The 26,312-nt window shown below is 72.8% G+C and carries 19 protein-coding genes and 1 pseudogene; 6 read left to right on the top strand and 14 right to left on the bottom strand.

Translation table 11 applies throughout. The features are described from left to right. Positions 1 to 493 precede the first annotated feature (493 nt). Together EJG53_RS43450 and EJG53_RS34750 are read left to right on the top strand one after the other, a co-directional pair. The gene (locus EJG53_RS43450) at positions 494 to 4,363 is read left to right on the top strand and encodes a polymorphic toxin-type HINT domain-containing protein (RefSeq protein ID WP_167515210.1); all 3,870 of its coding nucleotides are present in this window, start codon (positions 494 to 496) and stop codon (positions 4,361 to 4,363) included. Then, complete coding sequence (locus EJG53_RS34750) at positions 4,360 to 4,713, top strand: hypothetical protein (protein ID WP_125048226.1); 354 nt, start codon at positions 4,360 to 4,362, stop codon at positions 4,711 to 4,713. The genes EJG53_RS43450 and EJG53_RS34750 overlap by 4 nt, the downstream gene beginning before the upstream one ends. An 84-nt stretch (positions 4,714 to 4,797) precedes the next feature. Here EJG53_RS34750 and helR read toward each other — a convergent pair whose 3' ends face one another. Together helR and EJG53_RS34740 are read right to left on the bottom strand one after the other, a co-directional pair. Continuing rightward, entirely contained in the window at positions 4,798 to 6,975 is a 2,178-nt protein-coding gene (gene helR / locus EJG53_RS34745) for an RNA polymerase recycling motor ATPase HelR (RefSeq protein WP_125048225.1), read from the bottom strand. A gap of 315 nt (positions 6,976 to 7,290) precedes the next feature. Next, entirely contained in the window at positions 7,291 to 8,574 is a 1,284-nt protein-coding gene (locus EJG53_RS34740) for a DUF6986 family protein (RefSeq protein ID WP_125048224.1), read from the bottom strand. Positions 8,575 to 8,894: 320 nt separating this feature from the next. On the opposite strand from EJG53_RS34740, the gene EJG53_RS34735 reads away from it, so the two are divergent. Then, the gene (locus EJG53_RS34735; RefSeq protein ID WP_125048223.1) at positions 8,895 to 12,755 is read left to right on the top strand and encodes an nSTAND1 domain-containing NTPase; all 3,861 of its coding nucleotides are present in this window, start codon (positions 8,895 to 8,897) and stop codon (positions 12,753 to 12,755) included. A 102-nt stretch (positions 12,756 to 12,857) separates the two neighbouring features. Continuing rightward, entirely contained in the window at positions 12,858 to 13,376 is a 519-nt protein-coding gene (locus tag EJG53_RS34730; protein WP_125048222.1) for a DinB family protein, read from the top strand. 10 nt (positions 13,377 to 13,386) lie between these two features. On the opposite strand, the gene EJG53_RS34725 is transcribed toward EJG53_RS34730, so the two are convergent. Then, positions 13,387 to 14,382, bottom strand: a complete 996-nt coding sequence (locus EJG53_RS34725) for a PP2C family protein-serine/threonine phosphatase (protein WP_125048221.1) — start codon at positions 14,380 to 14,382, stop codon at positions 13,387 to 13,389. Continuing rightward, entirely contained in the window at positions 14,354 to 15,610 is a 1,257-nt protein-coding gene (locus tag EJG53_RS43445; RefSeq protein ID WP_125048220.1) for an FUSC family protein, read from the bottom strand. The genes EJG53_RS34725 and EJG53_RS43445 overlap by 29 nt, the downstream gene beginning before the upstream one ends. 261 nt (positions 15,611 to 15,871) lie before the next feature. Here EJG53_RS43445 and EJG53_RS34715 point away from each other — a divergent pair, with 261 nt between their 5' ends. After that, complete coding sequence (locus tag EJG53_RS34715) at positions 15,872 to 16,072, top strand: DUF5133 domain-containing protein (RefSeq protein WP_125048219.1); 201 nt, start codon at positions 15,872 to 15,874, stop codon at positions 16,070 to 16,072. Positions 16,073 to 16,160: 88 nt separating this feature from the next. On the opposite strand, the gene EJG53_RS34710 is transcribed toward EJG53_RS34715, so the two are convergent. The 6 genes from EJG53_RS34710 to EJG53_RS34685 all read right to left on the bottom strand — a co-directional run bounded on the left by EJG53_RS34710 (position 16,161) and on the right by EJG53_RS34685 (position 20,838). After that, the gene (locus EJG53_RS34710) at positions 16,161 to 17,015 is read right to left on the bottom strand and encodes an RNA polymerase sigma factor SigF (RefSeq protein ID WP_125048218.1); all 855 of its coding nucleotides are present in this window, start codon (positions 17,013 to 17,015) and stop codon (positions 16,161 to 16,163) included. Beyond that, entirely contained in the window at positions 17,015 to 17,494 is a 480-nt protein-coding gene (locus tag EJG53_RS34705; RefSeq protein WP_125048217.1) for an ATP-binding protein, read from the bottom strand. The genes EJG53_RS34710 and EJG53_RS34705 overlap by 1 nt, the downstream gene beginning before the upstream one ends. Before the next feature lie 205 nt (positions 17,495 to 17,699). Then, a complete protein-coding gene (locus EJG53_RS34700; RefSeq protein WP_125048216.1) occupies positions 17,700 to 18,662 on the bottom strand; it encodes an electron transfer flavoprotein subunit alpha/FixB family protein in 963 nt (320 codons plus the stop codon). A 57-nt stretch (positions 18,663 to 18,719) separates the two neighbouring features. Next, positions 18,720 to 19,508 (bottom strand): electron transfer flavoprotein subunit beta/FixA family protein, encoded by a 789-nt coding sequence (locus EJG53_RS34695; protein WP_125048215.1) that lies wholly within the window; start codon positions 19,506 to 19,508, stop codon positions 18,720 to 18,722. A 262-nt stretch (positions 19,509 to 19,770) separates the two neighbouring features. Continuing rightward, positions 19,771 to 20,295, bottom strand: coding sequence for a flavin reductase family protein (locus tag EJG53_RS34690; protein WP_125048214.1), 525 nt, complete (start codon positions 20,293 to 20,295; stop codon positions 19,771 to 19,773). A 210-nt stretch (positions 20,296 to 20,505) separates the two neighbouring features. Continuing rightward, entirely contained in the window at positions 20,506 to 20,838 is a 333-nt protein-coding gene (locus tag EJG53_RS34685) for a thioredoxin family protein (RefSeq protein WP_030999263.1), read from the bottom strand. A 325-nt stretch (positions 20,839 to 21,163) separates the two neighbouring features. Between EJG53_RS34685 and EJG53_RS34680 the strand changes: the two genes are divergently transcribed. Further along, the gene (locus EJG53_RS34680; RefSeq protein WP_125048213.1) at positions 21,164 to 21,877 is read left to right on the top strand and encodes a lysophospholipid acyltransferase family protein; all 714 of its coding nucleotides are present in this window, start codon (positions 21,164 to 21,166) and stop codon (positions 21,875 to 21,877) included. A gap of 21 nt (positions 21,878 to 21,898) precedes the next feature. On the opposite strand, the pseudogene EJG53_RS34675 reads toward EJG53_RS34680, so the two are convergent. From EJG53_RS34675 to EJG53_RS34660, 4 genes and pseudogenes are all read right to left on the bottom strand, one after another. Beyond that, positions 21,899 to 22,503, bottom strand: a pseudogene (locus EJG53_RS34675) (transglutaminase domain-containing protein). Between the two features lie 88 nt (positions 22,504 to 22,591). Further along, positions 22,592 to 23,662: a threonine aldolase family protein gene (locus EJG53_RS34670; protein WP_244955465.1), complete on the bottom strand. Its 1,071-nt coding sequence runs from the start codon at positions 23,660 to 23,662 to the stop codon at positions 22,592 to 22,594. Beyond that, positions 23,659 to 24,420 (bottom strand): SDR family NAD(P)-dependent oxidoreductase, encoded by a 762-nt coding sequence (locus tag EJG53_RS34665; protein WP_030999268.1) that lies wholly within the window; start codon positions 24,418 to 24,420, stop codon positions 23,659 to 23,661. The genes EJG53_RS34670 and EJG53_RS34665 overlap by 4 nt, the downstream gene beginning before the upstream one ends. Before the next feature lie 47 nt (positions 24,421 to 24,467). Next, a complete protein-coding gene (locus EJG53_RS34660; RefSeq protein ID WP_125048211.1) occupies positions 24,468 to 25,808 on the bottom strand; it encodes a DUF6421 family protein in 1,341 nt (446 codons plus the stop codon). Positions 25,809 to 26,312 lie beyond the last annotated feature (504 nt).

Here is a 26,312-nt window from a genome sequence, read left to right as displayed (position 1 = left end):
GGCGCAGTTGGCGAAGTAGCTGACTGTGCAGCGGACCGCGCTGCCGTCGCCCCGCCTTCCGCCACCCACCGGGAGAACATGCCGACGAGGGCGCTGACCAGTGCTTTTGAGGTGCGGGGCGGCGTGCGCAGACGCCTCTGGGAATGCGCTTGGCGACAGATCGCCCACGTACGCCGAAGTCCAGCATAGGTAGCCTTTGCGGCCTCAACTCGGCAGAGTTCGCACGAAGCTCGCACGGCACGTGAACCACTCCTGTCGCGCACCCACCGACCGCCGGATACGCGACCGTTCCCGCTCTCCTCACCAGCGCTACGGCCAGGCTGCCCGGAAGGCGAGAGCCGTGTACCCGGCGCACCTGACGCTGATGAAACATCAAGAAAGGGCTGACCGGGTGAAACGGAGACCGTTTCCGACCAGGACCGCACAACGCCTCAAAGGCAGACCCCGACCCGGGAAGGAGGCGTTCCGGCGGCGTGGCACCTGCGCCACGCTCGTGTCCGCCTCCCTGGTGGCAGGGCTCCTGGGGGCCGGACCAGCCATTGCGGCCGAAGCCGCAGATCCCGGCGACGCGGTCCGCAAACGCGGCATGGTCCTTGACTACTGGATAGCCGGTGGAGCCGGCGTCAAGGCGGCGGCCGAGCTGGCGCTGACGGGCTCGGACGAGGACGTCGACAGGTTCTTCGCCGAGAAGGGCAGCCTGGCGTACGACGACAACTACGTCGTGGCCAGCCGGATGATCGGTGCCGGGGGTCCTGCGGTCCGTGAAGCGGCCAAGACGGCGCTCAAGGCCAGTACGCGGGATGCGCCGGAGCCGCTGAGTACCTTCCTGCAGGACGGTTGGCAGGCGCCGCTGCGGCAGGACAACGAGGTCGAGGTCTCCCGGGTCGTCAACTTCGGCGGCAACGGGGTCAAGGAGGCCGGCAAGGCCGCGCTGAAGGCCGGCCCCGAGGCCGTCAGTGCGTTCCTGGACAAGGGGCAGTACGCGGCGCGCCGTCAGGACAACGAGGTCGAGGTCTCGGCGCTGATCAACTCCGGTGGCCCGGCCGTCAAGGCCGCCGGCAAGGTCGCCTTGCGCGGCACGGCGGAGGACATCGCCGAGTTCCTGGAGATCGGGCAGTTCACCGCGCGGGCCCGCGACCAGGAGCACGCCACCATCGCCGAGCTGGCCGAACAGGCCACCTTGGCCGGCAAACGGGCCGCGAACGAAACGGACAAGGCCAAGGACGCCGCCGACCGCGCCATCAAGGCATCCGAGGCCGCCAAGGAAGCCGCCGCCGAAGCAGCCAAGCAGACCGAGCTGGCCAAGAACGACTCCCAGCGCGCGGCGATCAAGGCCAAGCAGGCCGCCGACGCGGCCCGGGGAGCGGCCGCGGCCGCCCAGCACGCCATCGGCGCGGCCAACGCCGCCAACCGCGCGGCCCGCATCGCCGCCATGGCCGCAGCCCAGACCGCGGCGGCCGCCACCAACGCGGCCAACGCCGCCAACGACGCCCTCAACGCCTCCATCGCCGCCGCCTCCGACGCGGGCAAGGCCGAGCATGCCCGGGACATGGCCGCAAAGGCGCACCAGGCGTCCAAGCTCGCCCGCGACTCGGTCAAGGCCGCCGAGAAGGCCAGTGCGGCCTCCCGGGCCTCCGGCGATGCCGCCAAGGCGGCGCTGAGCGCCAGCGACAACGCCGACTCCGCGGCCGACTCCGCCGAGCGCGCCAACCGCTTCGCCGACGAAGCCGGGGTCCACTCCGGCGAGGCCCGCAACGCCGCGATCGAGGCCCGCCGGCACGCCAACGAGTCTCGGCGGGCGGCCAACGCCGCCCAGGCGCTGGCCTACCGCTCGGCGGATGCCGCCGACCAGGCCCGGGCCGCCGCCAATTCCGCCGCCGACCACGCCGAGAAGGCCGCACTGGCGGCCGACGAGGCCGCCAAGCACGCCGGTGAGGCCGCCGATGCCGCCGCACAGGCCACCAAGCACGCCAAGGCCGCCGAGGAAGCGGCGAAAGCGTCCGACGCCGCCGCCGCGGCTGCCCAGAAGGTCTTCGACATCGCCCGCGCCACCGAGGCCGAAGACCTGGCGACCCGCACCGCCGCCGCCATCGAAGAAGCCCGGACCGACAAGGCACAGGTCGGCGAGCTGACCTCCGCCTCGGCCGCCGCCGCGGTGGATGCCAAGTCGCTGGATTCGACGGCCGCCGAGCTGGCCGCCGAGGCCGCCAAGCCCGACGCCGACACCAAGGCCCTCGCGGCCAAGGGCCGAACGCTGGCAATGAGAGCGCTGAAGGTGCGCGGCCCCTGGAGCCAGGAGGCGGCCAAGCAGGCGCTGGCCGGTTCCGACGAGGACGTACTCGCGTACCTGCGCAGCGGGTGGCAGAAGGCCGGCCTGGACGAGATGCGGGAGAAAGTCTTCCAGCTCAGTACCCAGAGCGAGTACGAGGTGGTGCGCACCGCTGCCGCCGCGGCGCTCAAGGGTTCCGACCAGCAGATTCGGGACTTTTACACCACCGGTCAGTACGAGGTGGCCGTCACCGACCTGACGGTGCGCGTCTCGCAGATCAACAACGCCGGAGGCCCCGGGGTCAAGGAGGCGTCCAAGGCGGCGCTGAAGGACGGGCGCGGCAAGACGCTGGCCGCCTTCATCGCCACCGGCCAGTACACCGCCCAGCACTCCGACGAAGAAGTCACCGCCTCCAAGCTCGTCAACACCGGCGGCCCGGAGGTCAAGGCGGCCGCGAAGGTCGCGCTGGCGGGTGCGGCCGAGGACGTGCACGACTTCGTCCAGCTCGGCCAGTACATGGCCGACCGCAAGGACCAGCTCGCCGCCACCCACATCGCCCAGGTCCAGCACCTGGTCGCCGAAGCGTCCATCGTCGCCGCCGAAGCCCAGCGCAACCGCTGGATCGCCGCCGGCGCCGCCGCCAAGGCCAACAACGCCTCCGACCAGGCCGCCAAGGCCGCCGACGAGGCCAAGAAGAACGCGAAGCTCGCCGACGGGTACCGCATCGACGCCGGCAAGGCCGCCGACAGCGCCGAAGCCAGCGCCGCCCAGGCCGCCCAATCCGCCAAGACCGCCCGCAACGCCGCCGACAACGCCCAACGCGACGCCGCCGACGCCGAGAACTCAGCAGCACAGGCCCGGTTCTCCTTCGAATACGCCCGCGCCTCGGCAAAGATCGCTGACGACGCGGCCGGCGAGGCCCGCGCTTCCGCGCTCAAGGCCGGGAAGAGCAGGGACGAAGCCACTGCCCTTGCCTCCCAGGCGTGGGGCGAAGTGAAGAAGAAGCGCGAGGCCGAGGAGGCCGAGGCGCGCCGCAAGGCCGAAGAGGAGCGCAAGGAGAAGGAACAGTCCGAGCAGAAAATCTGCTACGAACACCCCACCCACGAACTCGCCGTCCTGCCCTGCCTGGCCGCCGGCGGCAAGCTCAAGCAGGTCGAGCCCAACCCCATCGTCTCCGCCATCGCGTGGGAGGTCGCCGACGCCGACACGGCCCTGAAGTGCGTCAAGGATCCCAATCTCCTCGACTGCGGCTCCTTCATCATCGGCCTCACCCCCTGGGGCAAGGGCTTCAAGATCGCCGGTAAGTTCGCCGGCAAGGTCGGCGGCAAGGTCGTCGAGAAGATCGCCAAAACCGTGAAGAAGAGGAAGGCGATCAAGTGCGCCACGTGCTTCCCGGCCGGCACCAAGGTGCTCATGGGCAACGCGGCGACGAAGAACATCGAGTCCGTAAAGGTCGGCGATGAGGTAACCGCCACCGACCCGGTCGGCGGCACGAGCGGAAAACGGACGGTGACCGCCCTCATCGTCACCGAGCACGACAAGCAGTTCAACGAACTGACCGTCGCCACCCGCCGGGGCAGCGAAAGGATCACCGCCACCCACGAGCACCCGTTCTGGTCCCCGTCGCAGAAGTCGTGGGTCAAGGCCGCCGGCCTCCGCCGGGGCATGACGCTCAGGGCCGCCGACGGTACCGACGTGCCGGTGCGGGGAAACCGCCCGTTCACCGAGAACACCCGGACCTATAACCTGACGGTCGGTGGCCTGCACACGTACTATGTACTGGCAGGCCGGACTCCGGTTCTGGTGCACAACGCCAATCCGTGCGATCCTCCGCTGATCCTGCTGCACTCCGATTCTCTCGACAAGAGCTCGCTGGACTTCTGGCACAAGCAGAAGACCGAGGACATCATCGCCTCCTTGCAGCCGAAAGCGAGAGAACCGCTGATCGTGAAGCCGGACGGAACCATCATGAACGGGAACACCAGAATCACGGTTCTCAAGTCGCGCGGATACGACATCGACTCACTGCCGCGAGAATCCTACGGAAAACGCCAACCGACGACGGACGACGAATTCTGGGCCATGGAGCAATGAACATTCAAGACCGGGTCCTGGGGATCCTGAACTCGGACGCCAGAGAGACTTTCCTGCTGGCCCTGGGGCACCGTATGGGGATCTTCACACGTGAAGCTCTCGACGAAGACGCCGCGCACGGGACTCAGCAGGCCCGAGCCTGCAACGAGATGACCATCGCCATCTGGTCACAGGTGTGGGCGACCAGGGATGCCAAGGTGGAAGGCTACCCGGATTCCGAATTTCTCCCGGTACTGCTCGAAAAGGCCGATCGGGGCAACGCGCGGCGCTACCTCCGCCATTCCCTCGAAAGCAGCATGCTCATGCTGGAGACCGATGGCGCGATCGAGCCGGACGCAACAAGTCCGTAGAGCTGGGCGCGCAAGAAGAACCTGAGGTGATGGGGCCCTGTCGGAAGGTGATTCCGACAGGGCCCCTGGCCGTTCAATGGAACGCTAAGCAGCCGAACTCCTCAGAATGACCAGCCGCTGCGTAGCCCGCGACATCGCCACATACCGGTCCACCGCTCCCCGTACCCCTTCGCCGAACTTCTCCGGATCGACCAGGACCACCAGGTCGAACTCCAACCCCTTCGACAGTTCCGGGGTCAGTGACCGGACGCGCGGTGTGGCCGTGAAAGTGGGGTCGCCGATGACGCAGGCGATGCCGTCGTCGTGGGTGGTGAGCCAGGCGTCGAGGATCGCGTCCCGGTCCGTCACGGAGGCGTGGGTGACGGGGATGCCGGTGCTGCGGACGGAAGTGGGGACGTTGGCGTCCGGAAGGGCGGCGCGGATGACGGGTGCGGCCTCCGTCATCACCTCTTCCGGGGTGCGGTAGTTGATGTTCAGGGAGGCCACCTCGATCCGGTCCAGTCCGATGCGGGCGAGGCGGTCGTGCCACGACTCGGTGAAGCCGTGCCGGGCCTGGGCGCGGTCGCCGACGACGGTGAAGCTCCGGGACGGGCAGCGGAGCAGCAGCATCTGCCATTCCGCGTCGGTCAGTTCCTGGGCCTCGTCCACGACGACGTGGGCGAACGGGCCGGCGAGCAGGTCCGGTTCGGCGGTGGGGAGTGCGGTCTCGTCGACCAGGCTGACCTGGGCGTCCTGGCCGCGGAGCATCACCACCAGCCCTTCGCCGTCGTCACCGTCGGCACCGGAGTCGGCCGCGGCCCCGATCAGGTTGTCGACGACCTGGGTCATGCACTCGCGCTGGGCGGCGAGGGCGGCGGCGTGCCGGCGCTTGCGCAGCGACGCTTCCGGGTCGCCGAGCCGCTGCCGTGCCGCGTCCAGGAGGGGCAGGTCGGAGACCGTCCACGCCTGGCCGTCCGCGCGTTGCAGGGTGCGGATCTCGTCGCGGCCGAGCCAGGGAGCGCACCGTCGCAGGTAGGCGGGGACCGTCCACAGGTCCGAGACGAGGTCGGCCGCTTCGAGCAGCGGCCATGCGCGGTAGAGGGCCCTGAGCAGCTCCTTGTCGTGTTGCAGCACCGTGCGGAGCTGGTCGGGCGGGGCCTCGTCGCCGTGCTTGTCCGTCAGGATCGCCAGCAGGGCCTCCCATATCTGCTCGCGTGCTTCGTTGTGCGGGGTGCCCGGTTCCGGTGCTTCGAACGCCTCGGCCCAGTCGTCGGCGGTCAGCCGGACGTCGGCCCAGGGCGTCGAGACCGTCATGCCCTCGGCGGGCGGCTCCTCGTAGAACCTGACGGCCGTCTCGATCGCCTGCACCATCCGGGCGGACGCCTTCAGGGCGGCCGCCTCCGGGTCGGTCTCGGCTGTCGCTGTGGCCCCTTCGGCGACGAGGTCGCGCAGCGTGCAGGTCTGTACGCCTTCCTCGCCGAGGCTGGGGAGGACGTCGGCGACGTAGGACAGGTACGGCTGGTGCGGGCCGACGAACAGGACGCCGCCGCGGCGGTGCCCGAGGCGGGGGTCGGAGTAGAGGAGGTAGGCGGAGCGGTGCAGGGCGACGACGGTCTTGCCGGTGCCCGGGCCGCCGTCGACGACGAGGGCGCCGCGGGAGCTCGCCCGGATGATGGCGTCCTGGTCGGCCTGGATGGTGCCGAGCACGTCGCGCATCCGTGCCGAGCGGTTGCCGCCCAGGCTGGCGATGAAGGCGGAGTGGTCGTCGAGCGCGGCGTGTCCTTCGAGGCCGTCGGCGGTGAAGACCTCGTCCCAGTAGTCGCTGATCCGGCCGCCGGTCCAGCGGTAGCGGCGGCGGCTCGTCAGGCCCATCGGGTCGGCGTGGGTGGCTCCGAAGAACGGTTCGGCCGCCGGGGAGCGCCAGTCGACCAGCAGCCGGCGGCCCGCGCTGTCGGTGAGGCCGAGCCGCCCGACGTACACGGGCTCGGGGCTGTTCTCGCCGACCATGCGGCCGAGGCACAGGTCGAGGCCGAAGCGGCGCAGGGTACGCAGGCGTGCGGTCAGCCGGTGCACCTCCGCGTCGCGCTCCATCGCCTGCCGGCCGGTGCCGCCGGGCGCCTTCAGTTCGGCGTCGAGGCGGTCGGACAGTTCGCGGACGGTCTGTTCCAGGCTCTCCGCGACGGCCGCGAAGTGCCGCTCGTCGGCCGCCGTCAGCCGCGGGTCGGCCTTGGCGGCGAGGCGGGCGGGGAGGGCGAACACGCTGGTGGTGGTCAGGGAATTCATGGTGGTGTCAGCTCCGATCCTGGGCCGCACCCGCGGAGGTCTGCCGGGCGGAGGCTGCGTCTCGCACACCCCGTACACCGGCAAGAACACACGCACTTCGCGTATCCCCCGGATCCGCAGGTTCTGGCCTAGGCCAGAGATTCTGCGGTACGGACGGGGCCTTGCCGCAAGCCCCCCTGTGCGCTATAAGTTGAGAGTGGCAAGGAGTGGCAGACTCCTTGCCTTTGCTGTTTTCGGCCGCGGGCGATCGGGGCCCGGACACGGCTGAGCGGCGTACGACAGGTTCGTACGCCGCTGGTGGGCCCCCGAAAGCCGTCAGGCGTGGGGTACCGCCCGGCCCGCGAGGCCGTCGAGGTCGGCGCGGGTGAGGCCGGTCAGGCGGGCGACCTCGGCGATGTCGACGGCGCCGCAGTCCAGACCGCGCAGCAGGTAGCCGCTGAGCGCCTTGGCGGTCGCGGGCTCGTCCATCACGTCACCGCCCGCCTTGGCCACGTACGCGGCCAGCCGGGCCGCGGCCTGCTCCAGGCCCTCGCGGTAGAAGGTGTAGACGGCGGCGTAACGGGTGGGCAGGTGGGCGGGGTGCATGTCCCAGCCCTGGTAGTACGCGCGGGCCAGCGAGCGGCGCACCAGTCCGTGGTGCAGCCGCCAGGCGTCGTGGACCTGTGTGGTCGCGCCCACAGGGAGGACGTTGGTGGAGCCGTCGGAGAGGCGGACGCCGGTGCCCGCGGCGGCGACCTGCATCACGGCCTTGGCGTGGTCGGCGACCGGATGGTCCAGCGCCTGGTGGGCGGCGCTGACGCCGCAGGAGGCGCTGTAGTCGAAGGTGCCGTAGTGCAGGGAGGTGGCGCGGCCCTCGGCGGCCTCGATCAGGCGGGCGACGGTGGCGCGGCCGTCGGCGCCGAGGATGGACTGGGTGGTCTCGATCTGGATCTCGAAGCCGAGCCGCCCGGCCGGCAGGCCGTGGGTCTTCTCGAACGCCGCCAGCAGCCGCGCCATCGCGGTGACCTGCTCGGGGTAGGTGACCTTGGGCAGGGTCAGCACTAGGCCGTCCGGGAGGCCGCCGGCCGCCATCAGACCGGTGAGGAAGATGTCCAGGGTGCGGATGCCGCGGTCGCGGACGGCGGCCTCCATGCACTTCATGCGGATGCCCGTGCAGGGCGCGGCGGTGCCGTCCCGGTAGGCGGCCGCGACGAGGGCGGCGGCGCGGGTGGCGGCCGCGTCCTCCTCGGCGTCCGGGCGGAGGCCGTAGCCGTCCTCGAAGTCGATGCGCAGGTCCTCGACGGGTTCGCGTTCCAGCTTGGCCCGCACCCGCTCGTACACCGGCTCCGCGAGGCCGTCGGGTATGCCCAGGACGCCGGCGAACGCCGCCGCGTCCGGGGCGTGCTCGTCGAGCGCGGCGAGGGCGGCGTCGCCCCACTCGCGGACGGTGCCCTCGGTGAACACGTCGCCGGGGACGTAGACCGTGTGGACCGGCTGCCGGGTGCCGGGGTCGCCCGGGTAGCGCCGCGCGAGGTCCGCGTCGACGTCCGTGAGGGCGGCTCCGATCTCCTCGCGTACGGTGTCCGCGAGACTTGTCGCCACCGTCTCGTGCTGCCCCATCCGGCACCCTCCCTGTGCTCGCGCCCACCGCGCAGGCGTCACTTCGCTTTTCCGCTGTACGGAATCAACAATCCGTAGAGCGAAGCTATCCGGGCCGAGTTCGCAGGTCAACACCCTCCGGCGACGGGATCGGAGGGGCGCTCCATGGGGAGCGTTCCCCATCGCGTGCGCCGTGCGCCCGCGCGCGAGGCACCCCGTTTCATCCCTTTCGGTGCTTCTTCCGGCTTCCCCGGCCCGGACGGAACGCCCGTGCGTAACATCACCGGCGCGGTGCGGGCGGCCCGGGCGCCCGGCCGCCCGCACGAGGCGTGGGGGCCTGTATGCCGGAGGAGTTCGGGGACGCGCTGCGGCGGCTGCGGCGGGAACGGGAGGTCTCCCTCCGGACCCTGGCGCAGTTGGTGCACTACAGCAAGGGCTATCTCAGCAAGATCGAGAACGGTGAGAAGCCGCCGACCGGCGACGTCGCCCGCCGCTGCGACGCGGCGCTGGCCGCGGACGGCACGCTCGCCCGGCTGCTGTCCGCCCGCACGCCCGGCGACCGCTGCCCGTATCCGGGGCTGGCCGCCTACACCGCCGAGGACGCCCCCTGGTTCTTCGGCCGGGAACGCGCCACCGCCGCCCTGGTCGGCCGTCTCGCCGAACGCCTGGAGGCCGCGGGCCCGCTCGTCGTGGCGGCCCCGTCCGGCGCCGGCAAGTCCTCCCTGCTCCGGGCCGGTCTGCTGCCCGCCCTGCGCGCCGGCGCCCTGCCCGGCTCCCGGCACTGGGCGGTACGTGTCCTGACGCCGGGCGCGCATCCGCTCAGCGGGCTGGCGGCGGCGTTGGCCGGGACGGGGGCCGCGGGCCCGGAAACGGATCCGGATACGGGTGCGGGCACAGGTACGGGTACGGCCGCCGCCACGACGGCCGCCGCCACCGCCGAAGCCCTCGCCGACGCCCCCGACCAGTGCCCCGCCGCCGTCCGCGCCGCCCTCGGCGCCCGCCCGCGCCTGGTCCTCGTCGTCGACCAGTTCGAGGAGGTCTTCACCGCCTGCGAGGACCCCCGTGAGCGGCGGGCGTTCGTCGCGGCGCTCTGCGCGGCCGCGCGGGACGCCCCGTGCGCGGTGGTCCTCTGCGTACGCGCCGACTTCTACGGCCAGTGCCTGGACCACCCCCCGCTCGCCCCGGCCCTGTCCGCCGGGATCTTCGCGCTGCGGCCCATGTCCGTGGCGGAGGTGCGCGCGGCGATCGTCCGGCCCGCCCGGGAGGCCGCGCTGGAGCTGGAACCGGGCCTCGAAGAGCTGCTCCTGGCCGACCTGGGCATCCACGAGGACGACGGCCCGGTGATCGGCGGGGCACTGCCCCTGCTGGCGCACGCCCTGCTCGGCACCTGGCAGCAGCGCACCGGCCGCACCCTCACCGTCGCCGGATACCGCCTGACCGGCGGCCTGCACGGCGCCGTCGCCACCACCGCCGAGCGGGTGCACGCCTCGCTGGACCCGGCCGAGCGGCGGGCGGCGCGGCAGGTGCTGCTGCGGCTGGTACAGGTCGGCGAGATCGCGGGCGAGACCCGCCGCCGGGTGCCGCGCGAGCGCCTGCTGGAGCATCTGCCGGACCCGGAGAAGACCGCCGCCGTGATCGATGTCTTCGTACGCGCCCGGCTGCTGACCCTGGACGCGGACACCGTGGAGATCACCCACGAGGCGCTGCTGCGGGCCTGGCCGCGGCTGCGCGGCTGGATCCGGGCCGACCGGGCCGGGCTCGTCGTCCACCAGCGGCTCTCGGAGGCGGCCGGAGCATGGAAGCGGGAGGGGCGGGAGGCGGCGGGGCTCTACCGGGGCACCCGGCTGGCGGTGGCCCGCGAATGGGCCGGGCAGCAGGGGGAGGACGCCGGACTCAGCCCGCTGGAGGAGGAGTTCCTGGAGGCGTCGCAGGCGCGCGAGGCGGCCGCGGCGCGGGCCGCGCGCCGCCGGGTGCGCCGCCGCCGCAGGCTCGCGGGCACCCTGGCCGTGCTGCTCGTCCTCGCCGTGTGCGCGGGGGTGCTGGCGGTCCAGCAGTGGCGTACGGCGGAGACCGGCCGTCTCGACGCGTACGCCGGTGAACTGGCCGCCCGCTCGGGCCAGGTGGCCGCCGGGCAGCCCGAGGCGGCCATACTGCTGGCCGCCGAGGCGTACCGGCTGCGCCCGTCCCCCGCCTCCCGCAGCGCGCTGCTCAGCACGCAGGCGCGGCCGTTCGCGGGCCGACTGACGGGGCATCAGGGGCCGGTCAACGCCGTCGCGTTCAGCCCGGACGGGGGCCTGCTGGCGGGCGGTGCCTCGGACGGCACGGTACGGCTCTGGGACCCCCGCACCCGCCGCCCGCTGGGCACCGCGATCCGGGCGGGGGCGACGCGGGTCCGCGGTGTGGCCTTCAGCCCGGACGGCGCGCTGCTCGCGGCGGGCGCCGCGGACGGCTCGGTACGGGTACGGGACCCCGGCCGCCGGGGCCCGGTCACCACCGTGCCCGGCACGGGCGCGAGCGGGGGCGCGGCCGGGGAGGTGGCCTTCGCGCCGGCCGGTCCCGGCGCACGGGCCGGGGCGACCGGCGCGACCGGCGCGCCCCGTACACAGGTCCTCGCCGTCACCGGCGCCGGCGGCAGCGTGACCCTGTGGAACGCGCCCGGCATGCGGCGGACGGCCCGCCTGCCCGGCCTGGGCGGCGGCGCGGGCGGCAAGGTGACGTTCAGCCCGGACGGGCGCCTGCTGGCCCGCGGCGACGCCAACGGCCGGGTCCGGGTGTGGCGGCTGCCGCGCTCCCTGACCGCCTCCGCGCCCGGCAGCGCCCTGTCCGACGCCGCCCGCCCCGCCTCCCCCACCGTCCTGGCCGACCGCACCGGGCACGGCAGCGGCGTCGTCGCCGTGGCCTTCAGCCCGGACAGCGCGACGCTCGCCGTCGGCGGCACGGACCGCACGGTGACGCTGTACGACACCCGCGACATGACCGTCACGGGACGGCTCACCGGCCACAACGACGACATCAACGCCCTCGCGTTCAGCCCCGACGGCGACGCCCTCGCGTCCGCCTCCGGTGACGGCTCCGCGCGCCTGTGGGAGGTCGCCACCCGCCGTACCGTCGCCGCCTTCACCGGGCACAGCGACTACGTGCTCGCCGTCGCCTTCGCCCCGGACGGCCGCACCCTGGCCACCGGCAGCTTCGACCGGACCCTCGCCCTGTGGAACCCGTCCGGCGCGGCGCTGACCGCCCGGCCGGTGTCCGGGCGGTCCGCCGTCGCCTTCGCGCCCGGCGGGCGGCAACTGGCCGCCGCGGGCACCGACGGCTCGGTCCAGCGGTGGGACGTACGGTCCCGTACGCAACTGGGGCCGCCGCTGGGCGGCCACCACGGCCCGGTGCGGGGGCTGGCCTACAGCCGGGACGGCCGCACGTTCGCGACCGCCGGGGCCGACGGGACCGTACGGCTGTGGGACGCGGCGAGCGGCAGCCGCAAGGGCGTCCTGACCGGGGCGCGCGGGGCGGTGTTCGCGGTCGCGTTCTCCTTCGACGGGCGGCAACTGGCGGGGGCGAGCGAGGACGGCACGGTCCGGCTGTGGGACCTCGCGCGGGGCGGCTCGGCCGTCCTGACCCAGCACGACGACTTCGTCAACGGCGTGGCGTTCAGCCCGGACGGGCGGCTGCTGGCCAGCGCGAGCGACGACCGTACGGTACGGCTGTGGGACGCCGTCACGCACCGCCCGGTCGCCGTCCTGCGCGGGCACACGGGCGCGGTGTGGGCGGTGGCCTTCAGCGCGGACGGGCGCACGCTCGCCTCGGCGGGCAACGACCGCACGGTGCGCCTGTGGGACCTGCGCCGGTACCGCGCCGCAGGAGTGCTGCGCGGCCACACGGGCTCGGTGCGCGACATCGCGTTCGCGCCGCGCGGGCGGCAGTTGGCCACGGTCGGGTTCGACGGCACCGTACGCGTCTGGGACACCGCCGCCCGTACCCCGACCGCGACGCTCACCGGGCACACCGACGTGGTGTGGTCGGTGGCCTACGCGCCGGACGGCAGGACCCTGGCCAGCACCGGCGCGGACGGCTCCGTACGGCTGTGGGACCTCGACGCGCGCCGGGTGGCCGGGCGCATCTGTCCGCTGGTCGGCAGGACCGGGCCCGCGCGCTGGCGGGAGTTGCTGCCCGATGTCCCGTACGACTCGCTGTGCGACCACTGACGGTATGGTCGCCCGCCCCGGCGCGGCACGGTCGCGAAGTCCCGGGCCCGGCGCGGATTTAACCCATGGCGTTTTCGATCAAGCCGGGCGACACTCTCCCGCATGACATGGATCGCACCGAAGGTTGACCGCCGTACCGAGCCGTACGTGGCGGACGAACGCAGCATGCTCCAGGGCTGGCTGGACCGGCACCGTGACACCCTGCTGGCCAAGTGCGCCGGGCTCACCCCGGAACAGCTCGTCCAGGTGAGCGCCGAGCCGTCGAACCTGACGCTGCTCGGCCTGGTCCGGCACATGACCGAGGTGGAGCGCGCCTGGTTCCGGCAGCGCGTCGCCGGCCAGAAGATCGGGCATCTGTACTTCACCGACGAGCAGCCGGACGGCGACTTCGAGAACCTCGATCCCGCCGGTGCCGAGGAGGCGCTCGCGGCGCTGCGCGCCGAGTGCGACGCCGCCGACCGAGCCGTGGCGCACCGCGGCCTGGACGACACGTTCACGATGGCGGACGGCCGGATCATCAGCCTCCGGTGGGTGTACGTCCACATGATCGAGGAGTACGCGCGGCACAACGGGCACGCGGACCTGCTGAGGGAGCGGATCGACGGGGCGACGGGCGAGTAGGCCGGACCGGTCACCCGGGTACGCGCTCGACGACGAGCAGCGCGGCGTCGTCCCGCAGCTCCCCGCCCGCGTGCCGGACCAGGTCCGCGCGGAGCCCGTCCACCAGGTCGTCCAGCGGCGCGGCGGCCCGCTCGGTGAACGGGTGGAAGCGCCCCGCAGCGTCCCGGGCCTCGGTGAACCCGTCGGTGAGCAGCACCAGCCGCTCCCCCGCCCGGAACGGCAGCGTCTGGACCGCGTGCCCGGCCCCCACCAGATCGGCCATGCCGACGGGGGCGCCGGGCCGCTCCGGCGGGCAGGGGCTGACCCGGCCGCCGGAGACGAGCAGGGGTGCGGGGTGCCCGCAGTGGACCACCCGGGCCACCGGCCCGTCGGGGATCTCCACCAGCAGGGCGGTGGCGAACCGTTCGGGCGTCTCGGCGCCCGGCAGGCGCGCGATGTGCCGCTGTGCGTCGTGCTCCAGCCGCCGGGCCACCTCCGTCAACTGCTCTTCCTCGTACGCCGCTTCGCGGAAGGAGCGCAGCAGCAGCGCCGACGCCTCCACCGCGAGCATCCCCTTGGCCCGCACGTCGCCGATGAGCAGGCGGGTGCCGTAGGGGCTGTGCACCGCGTCGTAGAGGTCGCCGCCGCTGCGGGGCGCGGTCCGGGCCGGAACGTACGTACCGCGCAGGCGCAGGTCTCCGATCCGTCCGGGCAGTGGCCGCAGCAGGACCTGCTGTGCGGTCGCGGCCGAAGTGTCGGCCTGGTCCAGCGCGCGCTGTCGCCGCCGCCGTACCGCGCTGCTGGAGAGGGCCACCAGCGCGGCGGCCAGTGCCGTGCACGTCGCCGCTTCGGACAGTGGACCGGCCGTGAGCCGACGGGGCTCCGGCACGCCGGTCGACACGGTCACGACGGTCAGTACGAACAGCGCGAAGGCGAGGCCGAACAGCGCGCGCGGCAACAGAGCCGTGAACCGGTTCCGCGCGCACCCGGCAGAGCGCTCAGCGGTGCTCGGCGGCTGCTTGCGCATGGGCTTCTTCCCTGGTGGTGATGGGGGTTCCAGCGGTGGCGGGGGCGGGACGTACCGTGCGGCGGCCGCCCGCCACGTCGTGCAGGGCCCGGTCGAGGAGCATCAGGAGGCGGTACTCGGCCACCCGGACGTCCAGGCTGTCGCGCCGGTCGCCGCAGCGCTCGGCCAGCTCCCGCCACACCCGGCGGGTCGCGGGCAGCACGGGGTGCGGGCTGCCGCCCCGGCAGCCGCGTACGCACAGCGCCAGGCAGGTCAGCAGCCGGGCGCAGCCGGCCCGGAACTCCCGGTCCCACACGTCCGCCCGCGCCGTCACGGCCGGTCCGGCCTCCGGCGCGCCCGGTCCGGACACCGCTGCACTCGGCCCCGCCGCCACGGCCGGGCGCTGCGCCGCGAGACCGCCGAACGCGCCGACGCACGCCTCCGCGTCGTGTGCCACCCGCTCCAGGCTTTCCAGGACCTTGCGGTCCAGGTGCCAGACGGCGTTCCGGTTCCGTGCGCGCACGTTCCAGCGCAGGCTCTCGTGCGCCTGGCCGAGGGCGCTGCGGGCCCTGGCGGTGGTCTCCGCGACACGGGCGGGCCACTGTGTGCCGAGGACGTCGTCGGGATGCCGTGCTTCCCGTACGGCGGTCGCCATGCCGTCCAGTACGCCGGCCAGTTCGTCCCGCAGACGGTCGAGGGCGGACTCCGCGGCCCGCAGCCGCAGCGGCGGCGGCAGCAGGGCGTTGAAGAGCACCGCGACGGCGATACCCACCCCGATCTCCAGCAGGTGCGGCAGGATCTGCCCCGCGTGGCTCGGCCCGAGCAGGAGGACGAACACCGCGGTGATCGGTACGTGCAGTCCGTGCGCGCCGAGGCGTTCGTGCCCGGCGGCCAGCAGGGACAGCAGCAGGACGGCGGTCATGCTCAGCCACGTCGGCCCGGCGAGGACCGCGGCGGGCAGGGCGATCAGGGCGCCGAGCGTGCACCCGGCCGCGTACTGGAGCCCCGCCGTGCACGAGCGGAACACCGTCGGGTGGACGACCAGCAGCGCGGCGACGACCGCCGGGCCGGGCTGCGGCGCCTCCCACAGACTGCGGCACAGTTGCCAGGCCAGCGCCGCCGCCACGGCGGCCCGGACGGCGACCAGCCACCGCACCGCCCAGGGCCCGTCACGGATGCGCGCCAGCCCGGCCACCGCGTGCGCGGTGCCCGCCCGGCGCCCGGACTGCGCCGCATTCTCCTCCCGCATGTGCGCCCCTTCCGTCCGCGCATCGAATCGGCAGAAACCAGCCGTCGGCGACGGTTGCCGAAACCATGTCTTGTCCGGTGCGGCCGCCGGTTATGCAGCCCTTGGCGAAGAATTGCGGCCGCGGCGGGAAAAGGTGCCGTCCGGCTGCACCGTACGGGAAAAGGGCCCGTACACCCGGGGACGAAGGTCCCGCCGCTCCCCTTCTCCCCGGGGCACCGGAAAAGCAGCTACCGAACCCCACCGCGCAGATAGGGACGCGCCATGCGACTGATCAATTACCACGTGCTGCGGGACCTCGTCCACGAACACCAGCACCTCACCGAAAACGGCTCCCCCGCCCACGGGAGAAGGGAATCCCGGCTGGCGGACGTCGCCTACACCCTCGGTGTCTACACCGGTCACCGGGACCCCGCCGCCGCCCTCCGCGAGGCCCGCCGCCTGCTGCGCGCGCACGACGCCTAGTACCGTCGGGCGGCCTGAAGAAACGGATCGGCCCGCCTCCTGCTCCCGGCAGGAGGCGGGCCGCCGAACGACCACCGGCCACTGTCGCTCAGTTTTCTTCCAGCATCTTCTCGCGCAGACCCGCGAGAATCCGGGTCAGCAGCCGCGACACCTGCATCTGGGAGATCCCGAGCGCCTTGCCGATCTCCGTCTGGGTGAGTTCGGCGCCGAACCGCAGATACAGAATCCGCCGCTCCCGCTCTTCGAGCCCGTCCAGCAGCGGTTTGAGCGCCTGCACGTTCTCCGCCTTCTCCAGGGCGGGGTCCTCGGCACCCAGGAATGCGGCGAGCGTCCCGCCCGCGGAATGCGCGTCACCGTCCTCCGGCGGGGCGTCCAGGGAATCGGCGGAATACCCGTTCCCGGCGTAGAGTCCCTCGATGACGTCGTCCTGATCGATGTCCAGGTGCCGGGCCAGTTCCGCGGTGGTGGGCGCCCGGTTCAGGTCGTGCGCGAGTTTCTCCCGCGCCCTGGCCAGGTCGATCCGGAGTTCCTGGAGCCGGCGCGGTACGTGCACCGCCCAACTGGTGTCCCGGAAGTACCGTTTGATCTCCCCGACGATGTACGGCACGGCGAAGGCGCTGAACGGCGTCCCGCGCGAGAGGTCGAACCGGTCGATCGCCTTGGTCAGCCCGATGGTCCCCACCTGGACCATGTCCTCGGTCTCCTCGGCACGGCTGCGGAACCTGCGGACCGCGTAGTGCACCAGGGACAGGTTCATCTCGACCAGGCAGTCACGTGCGTACCGGTGGGCGGGGGCATCCTCGGGGAGGTCCGCCAGCCGCTCGAAGAAGAGCTGGGAGACCTCGCGGGCGTCCTGCGGGGTGACGGCTCCGGCGTCGTCCAGCCGGGGCAGCCCGGCCGGTCCGGTCGCGGGTCTGTCCCGTATGGGTGCGAGGTCGCTCATCACGCGCTCACCGGCCCGCCGGACATGGCCGAGCGCGGGTGGCGCACGCGGAACCACACCCACTTCCCGGAGCGCGTCCGGTCGAAGCCCCAGCCGTCCGCGAGGGCGCCCAGGAGTTCCAGGCCCCGGCCGTCCTCGGCCAGCGGCTCGTCCTGGGTGCCGGTGGCCATCGGCACCGTACGGGCGGTGTCCCGGACCGCCGCGAAGAGGCTGCCGTCCGGCTCGCCGATCAGCATCAGCGGGATCTCGGGCGCGGTGGAGTGACGTACGGCGTTGGCGACCACCTCGGACAGGCAGACCTGGCCGTCGCCGAGCGCGTAGCGATCGGGGTCCAGGACGGCGCTGACCGACTCCCGGGCCAGGCGGGGAGCCTGCGGGCCCGTCGGCAGCCGCATCCGCAGGGCGCGGACGCAGGGGTCGGCCGGGGCGCCGGTCGGAGCGCCGCCAGGGGCGTCGGTCGGGGCGTGGGGCAGGGGCATCGTGCGGGTCTTCCCTTCGGTGCCGCGGTCGGGATCCGGCACCCTCGGTGTGCCCGCCCGGCGGCCCGGAACCCGGGCCTAACGTCCCCGCGTGCGGGACGTAGGCCCCGGCACCGCGAAAGGCCCAGGGCCCGTACGCGGAGGCGCGTACGGGCCCTGGGCTCGTCACGGGTGGCACGGCACGGACCCGCCGTGCCCCGCGGGGTCAGCCCTTGCGGGCCTTGACCTCGTCGGTGAGGGCCGGGACGACCTCGAACAGGTCGCCGACCACGCCGTAGTCGACCAGGTCGAAGATCGGCGCCTCGGCGTCCTTGTTGATGGCGACGATGGTCTTCGAGGTCTGCATGCCGGCGCGGTGCTGGATCGCGCCGGAGATGCCCGCCGCGATGTAAAGCTGCGGCGAGACCGACTTGCCGGTCTGGCCGACCTGGTTGGTGTGCGGGTACCAGCCCGCGTCCACCGCGGCGCGCGAGGCGCCGACGGCCGCGCCGAGCGAGTCGGCGAGGGCCTCGATGACCGGGAAGTTCTCGGCGCCGTTGACGCCGCGGCCACCGGAGACCACGATCGCGGCCTCGGTCAGGTCCGGGCGGCCGGTGGACTCGCGCGGGGTGCGCGAGACGACCTTGGTGCCCTTGGAGGCGTCGGCGACGGTCACCGTGAGCTGCTCGACCGTACCGGCGGCCGGCGCGGCCTCCGGGGCGGCGGAGTTGGGCTTGACGGTGATGACCGGGGTGCCCTTGGTGATGCGGGACTTGGTGGTGTACGAGGCCGCGAAGACGGACTGGGTGGCTACCGGGCCCTCGTCGCCGGCCTCCAGGTCGACGGCGTCGGTGATGATGCCGGAGCCGATGCGGACCGCGAGGCGGGCGCCGATCTCCTTGCCCTCGGTGGAGGACGGCAGCAGCACGGCGGCCGGGGAGACGGCCTCGTACGCGGCCTGCAGGGCGTCGACCTTCGGCGCGACCAGGTAGTCGGCGAACTCGGGGGCGTCGGCGGTCAGGACCTTGACCGCGCCGTGCTCGGCGAGCGTCGCGGCGGCGGTGTCGGCGCCGGGGCCGAGGTGCACGGCGACCGGCTCGCCGATGCGGCGGGCGAGGGTGAGCAGTTCGAGGGTGGGCTTGCGGACGGCGCCGTCCACGTGGTCGACGTAGACAAGGACTTCAGCCATGGGATTGCACTCCTGCGGGAAAAGTGAGGGCGGTGGTGCGGACGGGTTTCCGGGGGCTCAGATGAACTTCTGGCCCGCGAGGAACTCGGCGAGCTGCTTGCCGCCCTCGCCCTCGTCCTTGACGATCGTGCCCGCGGTACGGGCGGGACGCTCGGCCGCTTCCTCGACCTTGGTCCAGGCGCCCTCCAGGCCGACCTCGTCCGCCTCGATGTCCAGGTCGTCCAGGTCCAGCGACTCCACCGGCTTCTTCTTGGCGGCCATGATGCCCTTGAAGGAGGGGTAACGGGCCTCGCCGGACTGGTCGGTGACCGACACGACGGCCGGCAGCGACGCCTCCAGGTGCTCGGTGGCGGTGTCACCGTCCCGGCGGCCCTTGACGACGCCGCCGTCCACGGAGACCTCGGAGAGCTGGGTCACCTGCGGCACGCCCAGGCGCTCGGCGAGCAGCGCGGGCAGCACGCCCATGGTGCCGTCGGTGGAGGCCATGCCGCAGACGACCAGGTCGTAGCCGGTCTTCTCGACGGCCTTGGCAAGTACGAGGGAGGTGCCGAGCGCGTCGGTGCCGTGCAGGTCGTCGTCCTCGACGTGCACACCCTTGTCGGCGCCCATCGACAGGGCCTTGCGCAGCGCGTCGTTGGCGTCCTCGGGGCCGACGGTCAGGACCGTGATCTCCGCGTCGCCGTCGGCGGCTTCCTTGATCTGCAGGGCCTGCTCGACCGCGTACTCGTCGAGCTCCGAGAGCAGGCCGTCCACGTCGTCGCGGTCGACGGTCAGGTCCTCGGCGAAGTGCCGGTCGCCGGTGGCGTCGGGCACGTACTTCACACAGACAACGATCCTCAGGCTCACGCCGGCTCTCCTACCTGCTTCGACTCTTCCGAACTGCCTTGTGCTGGCAGCATAGGCGCCTGTTGGGGCGGCTTCCGGTCGGACGGGTCTCCCGCGCCCACCGAAATATTACTCGCCAGTACATCCACCCCATTCCCCGGAAGCAAGGCCGTTGAACTGTGACGTTGCCAACGGACACCGATGGGGTGGAAGAGGCGCGCAGCCGGAACCGGCGGGGTGCGCGGAGCGTTGAGACGGCCGCCCGGCGCACCCCCGCGGCGGGTCAGTCGCGCAGGGCGTTGAAGCGGCCCTCGTGGTAGAGCAGCGGGCGGCTGCGGCCGGCCGTGCCGGCGTACCCCTCCGGGTCGCCCTCGACGACCTGGCCGAGCACGATGCGGTGATCACCGGCGGGCACCCGGGCCACCACCTCGCAGACCAGCCAGGCCAGCACGCCGTCCAGCAGCGGCACGCCGTACGGGCCGGGGCGCCAGGAGGTCGGCGCGGCGAAGCGGTCGGCGCCGCTCCGCGCGAAGGTGGCGGCCAGCTCCCGCTGGTGCTCGCCCAGTATGTGCACGCCGACGTACCCGGCCTCGGAGACCGTGGCCCAACTGGAGGAGCCGGTGCTGATGCCGAAGGACAGCAGCGGCGGGTCGGCGGCCACCGAGGTCAGGGAGGTGGCGGTGAAGCCGACCGGGCGGGCGCCCGGCGCGGTGATCACGGCGACGCCCGCCGCGTGCTGCCGGAAGACGGAGCGCAGCAGGTCGGGAGTGGCGGAACGGGGCGTACCGAGGGCGGCTGGTGCCGTCATGGAGGTGTCCTTCTGCCGTGGTGTACGGGCCGGAGCGGCGCCGTCGCCGGCGCGGCCGAAGTCGTCGCTGCTCACGCGCCGGGACAGCGCGCCCGAACGGTGCGCCGGAGGTCCGCGTACGCGCGTGCGCGAAGGAGGGTGCCTGACCGCATGACGTCACCCTGACGATGCGTGTGCCGGGCAGTCAAGTGACGCCGGGCATCTGGGAGATCAATCACGGACCGCGGCCCCCAGGGCGGCGATGACATCGGCCTTGCGGGGCTGTCCGGCGGCCCGGCGCACCACCGCGCCGTCCCCGTCGAGCACCAGCACCGTGGGCGTGCGCTCGATCCGCAGCGTCCGCACCAGGTCCAGGTGCGCCTCCGCGTCGATCTCGACGTGCGCCACGCCGTCCACCATGCCGGCCACCTCGGCCAGGGTGCGCCGAGTGGCCCGGCAGGGCTGGCAGAAGGCGCTGGAGAACTGCACGAGCGTGGCCCGCTCCCCCAGTCCGGCGCCGACCTCGGCGGCGCCCAGCCGCGTCCCCACGTCCTGCCCTCGCACGCGTCACCCTCTCTCGCGCCGGTGCGCGGCGCGCCGGGGAAGCCCGCTGCCGCGGGGCGGCGCCGCACACCATCGGTCCTGTCGTCGACGGGTGCAGCGTCCGCGGGGCCGCGTTCATTCCCGCCGGGCGCGAGGTGTACCTCCACCCGCACCGGGCAACTGGACGGTGTGACCGCCACGTGACGAGAATCTCCCGGCAGCGGGGTCCCGTACGGTAGCCCCTGGGCCGCCGATCGGGCACGATCTCCCGAAAGCCGCATACTTACGGCTGCGTAACTTCTTCGCCGGGAGAACCCTCCCCAGGCACAGAAAAGGGGTCCCCGACATGGCAGAGCTCGTCTACCCGCCCGTCATCGGCGCCGCTCGCGCGGCGTTCAAGGCGCTCGACCTGAAGTTCGACATCGCGGGGGCCGACAACATCCCCCGGCGCGGCGGCGCGGTCCTGGTGAGCAACCACATCGGATACCTGGATTTCATCTTCTGCGGACTGGCCGCCCGCCCCGCCAAGCGCCTGGTGCGCTTCATGGCCAAGGAGTCGGTCTTCCGGCACAAGGTGTCGGGTCCGCTGATGCGCGCGATGAAGCACATCCCGGTGGACCGCACGCAGGGTGTGCACGCCTACAAGCACGCGCTGAGCGCGCTGAGCGGCGGCGAGATCATCGGGGTCTTCCCGGAAGCGACGATCTCGGAGTCCTTCACCCTGAAGACCTTCAAGTCGGGCGCGGCCCGGCTGGCGCAGGAGGCGGGGGTGCCGCTCCTGCCGATGGCGCTGTGGGGCACCCAGCGGCTGTGGACCAAGGGGCACAAGCGGGACCTGGGCCGTAACCACTTCCCGATCACCATCCGGGTCGGCGAGCCGGTCGAGGCGTCGCCGGACGAGCAGACGGAGAAGATCACCGACCGGCTGCGGTCCCGTGTACAGGACCTCCTGGAAGCGGCACAGCGCGCGTACCCGGTCCGTCCCAAGGGCCCGGAGGACACCTGGTGGGTCCCGGCCCACCTCGGCGGCACGGCTCCCGTACCGGGCGCGACCGCCTGAGACACGGCTGACGCGCCGCGGTCATGCCTGCCGGCACGCCTCGGGCATCTCCAGGGCGGTCGGCAGCAGCTCCCACAGATGAGGGCGGTCGACGGCCTCCTGGAGGCAGCGCAGCACGGCGGGGTGCGGCTCGGCGAAGAGCCACGGACAGTCCGCCTCCCCCAGCTCCGGCCGGACGGGCCAGGCGAGCTGCTCCCGGTCGAGGCGGAACTGCGCGTCGACCCCGGGCTTGTTCCCCGAGGGTCCTGCCGCGCCCAGCGCCGCTCCCCCGGCAGCTTGAGCGCGATCAGCCCGTGCGCGGTGTCCAGCTTCTGGTAGCACAGCGCGGCCGGGATGCCTTCGGCGCGCAGCAGGGCCGCCAGGGCGTGCGCCTTGGCGAAGCAGATGCCGGTGCGCTGCTCCAGGACGTCGGAGGCGCGCCAGGTGACCCGCGGGTCCCCGGAGTCGGCGCTGTGCGGGATCGTGTCGCGGACATACGTGAACGCCGCCTCGGCGTATGAGTATGCGTCGGACGTCGCGGAGCGCAGCCGCCGGGCGATGCCGCGTACGACGGCGTGCTCGTGGTCGACCACCTCGTCAGCGACGAGGTAGGCAGACATCTCGGGCTCGTACTGGATCAGCTCCATGCGCCGTCACCCTAACGATGCGCCCGACCGGAAGCAATTGATTTTCCGGTCGGGCGCATAATCATTCAGTTGACGGCCCCGGGCCGGGTCAGCGGCCCATCTCCTCGCGCAGCGCGGCCAGCATGCCGTCCACGTCCTCCTCCGTCGTGTCGAAGGAGCACATCCAGCGGACGTCGCCCGCGGCCTCGTCCCAGAAGTAGAAGCGGTAGCGCTTCTGCAGCCGCTCGGTGACGTCGTGCGGCAGGCGCGCGAAGACGGCGTTGGCCTGGACGGGATAGAGGATCTCCACGCCGTCCACCTCGCGGACGCCGGCGGCGAGCCGCTGGGCCATGCTGTTGGCGTGCCGGGCGTTGCGCAGCCAGAGGTCGCGCGTGAGCAGCGCCTCCAACTGCACGGATATGAAACGCATCTTGGAGGCGAGCTGCATGGACATCTTGCGTACGTGCTTCATCGCCCGCACCGCGTCCGGGTTGATCACGACCACGGCCTCGCCGAACAGCGCCCCGTTCTTCGTGCCGCCCAGCGAGAGCACGTCCACGCCGACCGCGTTCGTGAACGCCCGCATCGGTACGTCCAGCGACGCCGCCGCGTTGGCGATCCGCGACCCGTCCAGGTGCACCAGCATGTTGCGCTCGTGGGCGTGCTCGCAGATGGCCCGCACCTCGTCGGGGGTGTAGACCGTGCCCAGCTCGGTGTTCTGGGCGATCGAGACGACCTGCGGCATCGCGCGGTGCTCGTCGTCCCAGCCGTACGCCTCGCGGTCGATCAGCTCCGGGGTGAGCTTGCCGTCCTCGGTCGGTACGGTCAGCAGCTTCAGGCCGCCGACCCGCTCGGGGGCGCCGCACTCGTCCACGTGGATGTGCGCGGTGTCGGCGCAGATCACCGCGCCCCAGCGGTCGGTCATCGCCTGGAGGGCGACGACGTTGGCGCCGGTGCCGTTGAAGACCGGGAACGCCTCGGCGGTCTGCCCGAAGTGGCTGCGAACGGTCCGCTGGAGCGCTTCGGTGTACTCGTCCTCGCCGTAGGCGACCTGGTGGCCGCCGTTGGCGAGGGCGAGGGCCGCCAGCACCTCGGGGTGGGCGCCGGCGTAGTTGTCGCTGGCGAAGCCGCGTACCGCCGGGTCGTGGCGCCGCCGGGCGTCGGTCTGCCGTTCGGTCACGCTTCGGGGGTCAGCCACAGACGCTGTCCATTCACTTCCTGGGCGGGCCGCTCCCAGACGCCGCTGACGGCCTGGGCCAGGTCCTTGACGTCCGTGAAGCCCGCGAACTTGGCATTCGGGCGCTCGGCGCGCATCTGGTCGTTGACGAGCGCCTTGACCACCAGGATGGCAGCCGCCGCCTTCGGACCGTCCTCGCCCCCGGCCTTGCGGAAGGCGTCGCCGAGGGCCAGCGTCCACGCCTCGGCGGCCGCCTTGGACGCGGCGTACGCGGCGTTCCCGGCGGTCGGCTTGCTCGCGCCCGCCGCGCTGACCAGCAGGTACCGGCCGTTCCCGGACCGCTCCAGCGGGCCCTGGAAGGCGAGCGAGGTGTGCTGGACCGTACGGATGAGCAGCTTCTCCAGCAGGTCCCAGTCCGCGAGGTCGGTCTCCGCGAAGGAGGCGGAGCCGCGCCAGCCGCCGACCAGGTGCACCAGGCCGTCGATCCGGCCGAACTCCTTCTCCGTACGGTCGGCCCAGCCGCGGGTCGCGTCCAGATCCAGCAGGTCCACGGTGTCGCCGGTGACGGTGGCGCCGCCGTGCGCGTACCGCGCGGCGTCCACGGCCTCCGCCAGCCGCGCGGCGTCCGCGTCGGCGGCGACCACGGTCGCCCCCGCCTCGGCGAGCCGCAGCAGCGTCGCCCGCCCCGCGGGGCCGGCCGCCCCGGCCACCGCGATGACCGCGCCTTCCAGAAGTCCCTGGCCGTTGGTCGCAGTACTCATCTTCCTCGTCTCCTCGTGCTCCGGCGTGCCTTCGGTACCGCCGGCGCTCACACCGCCGCCAGTACGTCGCTTCCGGCCGTGATGCCCTTGGTGGAGGCAATCACGCCGCGCAGTTTCTTGGCGAGAGCCTCGTAGAACATGCTCAGCGGGAACTCGTCCGGCAGGACGTCGTCGACCAGCTTGCGCGGCGGCTTGTCGAGGTCGAGCGCGTCGGGGCCCTTGGCCCAGACGGAGCCGGGGTGCGGGGGGAGGTAGGTGGAGACGAGGTCGTAGGCGGCGAACCAGTGGACCAGCTTGGGGCGGTCGATGCCGTCCCGGTAGAGCTTCTCGATCTCGCCGCACAACTGGTTGGTGACCTGCGGGGCGCGCTCCCAGTCGATGTGGAGGGTGTTGTCCGTCCAGCGTACGACGTCGTGCTGGTGCAGGTACGCGAAGAGGAGCTGACCGCCGAGGCCGTCGTAGTTGCGCACCCGGTCGCCGGTGACCGGGAAGCGGAACATCCGGTCGAAGATCACCGCGTACTGGACGTCGCGGGCCTGGCGGAAGCCCTCGGCCTCCAGCTTGACGGCCTCCCTGAAGGCGGTCAGGTCGCAGCGCAGCTCCTCCAGGCCGTACATCCAGAACGGCTGCCGCTGCTTGATCATGAAGGGGTCGAACGGCAGGTCGCCGTGGCTGTGGGTGCGGTCGTGGACCATGTCCCAGAGCACGAACGCCTGCTGGCAGCGGTCCTGGTCGGCGAGCATCTCGCGAATGTCGGCGGGCAGTTCGACGCCCAGCGTCTCGACGGCGGCCTCGCTGACCCGGCGGAAGCGGGCGGCCTCCCGGTCGCAGAAGATGCCGCCCCAGGTGAAGCGCTCGGGCGCCTCGCGCACGGCGATGGTCTCCGGGAAGAGGACGGCCGAGTTGGTGTCGTACCCGGCGGTGAAGTCCTCGAAGGTGATGCCGCAGAACAGCGGGTTGTCATAACGGGTGCGCTCCAGCTCCGCCAGCCACTCGGGCCACACCATGCGCAGCACGACCGCCTCGAAGTTGCGGTCCGGGTTGCCGTTCTGCGTGTACATGGGGAAGACGACCAGGTGCTGGAGGCCGTCGACGCGCTCCCGCGCGGGCTGGAAGGCGAGCAGCGAGTCGAGGAAGTCGGGCACGGCGAAGCCGCCGTCGGCCCAGCGGCGCAGGTCCGCCACGAGCGCCCGGTGGTAGGCGGCGTCGTGCGGGAGGAGCGGCGCCAGCTCCTCGATGGCCGATATGGCGCGCTCCACCTCGCGCCGGACGTCGGCGGCGGCGGGCGCGCCCTCGGCGTCGAGGTCGATCGAGCCGTCCTTGGACTGCCAGGGGCGGATGGTCTCGATGGCGTCCTTGAGCACCGGCCACGCGGGATGCGCGACCACACGCTCTGCGGTCCCGATGCCCCCGGGGCACCCACAGGCGAAAGAATTTCCGTCATGACTACCCTCCGGCAGGAGATCCTGTTGTGCGGACACGGTATCCAGGGGTCCTCCGCGACCTCAAGAGCCACCGGGAAAAATCTTTCGCTAAACCCCCATGGTCACGAATCTTTTTCCTGTATGGCGAAGAGGGTGCGGGATTTTCTGTCTGCCCGGCCCACCCCTGCCGCGCATCCTCCAGCACGTTCCAACACGTACCGACATCTACCCCGCCATGGTCGCCCCATCCGGTACCGGGCGCCCGCCGGACACCCGGCACGACGGCCGGCCACGAGGACCGGCCTTGGGCGAGCGGGTGGTTCCGGCCGATTCCCGTCCGCCCGTCGAGCCGCTCCCGTACGGCACCGTCCCGTACGGAGCACCGGACGCACGCGGCGGCCGGGCCCGCCAACTGGGACTCGGCGGCGCGCGGCCCCCGTGCGGCGCCTGCGCCACTCCTGGACGCCC

Source organism: Streptomyces chrestomyceticus JCM 4735 (genome assembly GCF_003865135.1).
GTDB classification, from domain to species: Bacteria; Actinomycetota; Actinomycetes; order Streptomycetales; family Streptomycetaceae; genus Streptomyces; species Streptomyces chrestomyceticus.
This window is presented reverse-complemented; position numbering and strand designations above follow the sequence as displayed.

Coding starts and splice junctions, on each gene's coding strand:
- EJG53_RS34750 (WP_125048226.1), top strand. CDS start 4,360: ATGAACATTCAAGACCGGGTCCTGGGGATCCTGAACTCGGACGCCAGA.
- helR (WP_125048225.1), bottom strand. CDS start 6,975: ATGAATTCCCTGACCACCACCAGCGTGTTCGCCCTCCCCGCCCGCCTC.
- EJG53_RS34740 (WP_125048224.1), bottom strand. CDS start 8,574: ATGGGGCAGCACGAGACGGTGGCGACAAGTCTCGCGGACACCGTACGC.
- EJG53_RS34735 (WP_125048223.1), top strand. CDS start 8,895: ATGCCGGAGGAGTTCGGGGACGCGCTGCGGCGGCTGCGGCGGGAACGG.
- EJG53_RS34730 (WP_125048222.1), top strand. CDS start 12,858: ATGACATGGATCGCACCGAAGGTTGACCGCCGTACCGAGCCGTACGTG.
- EJG53_RS34725 (WP_125048221.1), bottom strand. CDS start 14,382: ATGCGCAAGCAGCCGCCGAGCACCGCTGAGCGCTCTGCCGGGTGCGCG.
- EJG53_RS43445 (WP_125048220.1), bottom strand. CDS start 15,610: ATGCGGGAGGAGAATGCGGCGCAGTCCGGGCGCCGGGCGGGCACCGCG.
- EJG53_RS34715 (WP_125048219.1), top strand. CDS start 15,872: ATGCGACTGATCAATTACCACGTGCTGCGGGACCTCGTCCACGAACAC.
- EJG53_RS34710 (WP_125048218.1), bottom strand. CDS start 17,015: ATGAGCGACCTCGCACCCATACGGGACAGACCCGCGACCGGACCGGCC.
- EJG53_RS34705 (WP_125048217.1), bottom strand. CDS start 17,494: ATGCCCCTGCCCCACGCCCCGACCGACGCCCCTGGCGGCGCTCCGACC.
- EJG53_RS34700 (WP_125048216.1), bottom strand. CDS start 18,662: ATGGCTGAAGTCCTTGTCTACGTCGACCACGTGGACGGCGCCGTCCGC.
- EJG53_RS34690 (WP_125048214.1), bottom strand. CDS start 20,295: ATGACGGCACCAGCCGCCCTCGGTACGCCCCGTTCCGCCACTCCCGAC.
- EJG53_RS34680 (WP_125048213.1), top strand. CDS start 21,164: ATGGCAGAGCTCGTCTACCCGCCCGTCATCGGCGCCGCTCGCGCGGCG.
- EJG53_RS34665 (WP_030999268.1), bottom strand. CDS start 24,420: ATGAGTACTGCGACCAACGGCCAGGGACTTCTGGAAGGCGCGGTCATC.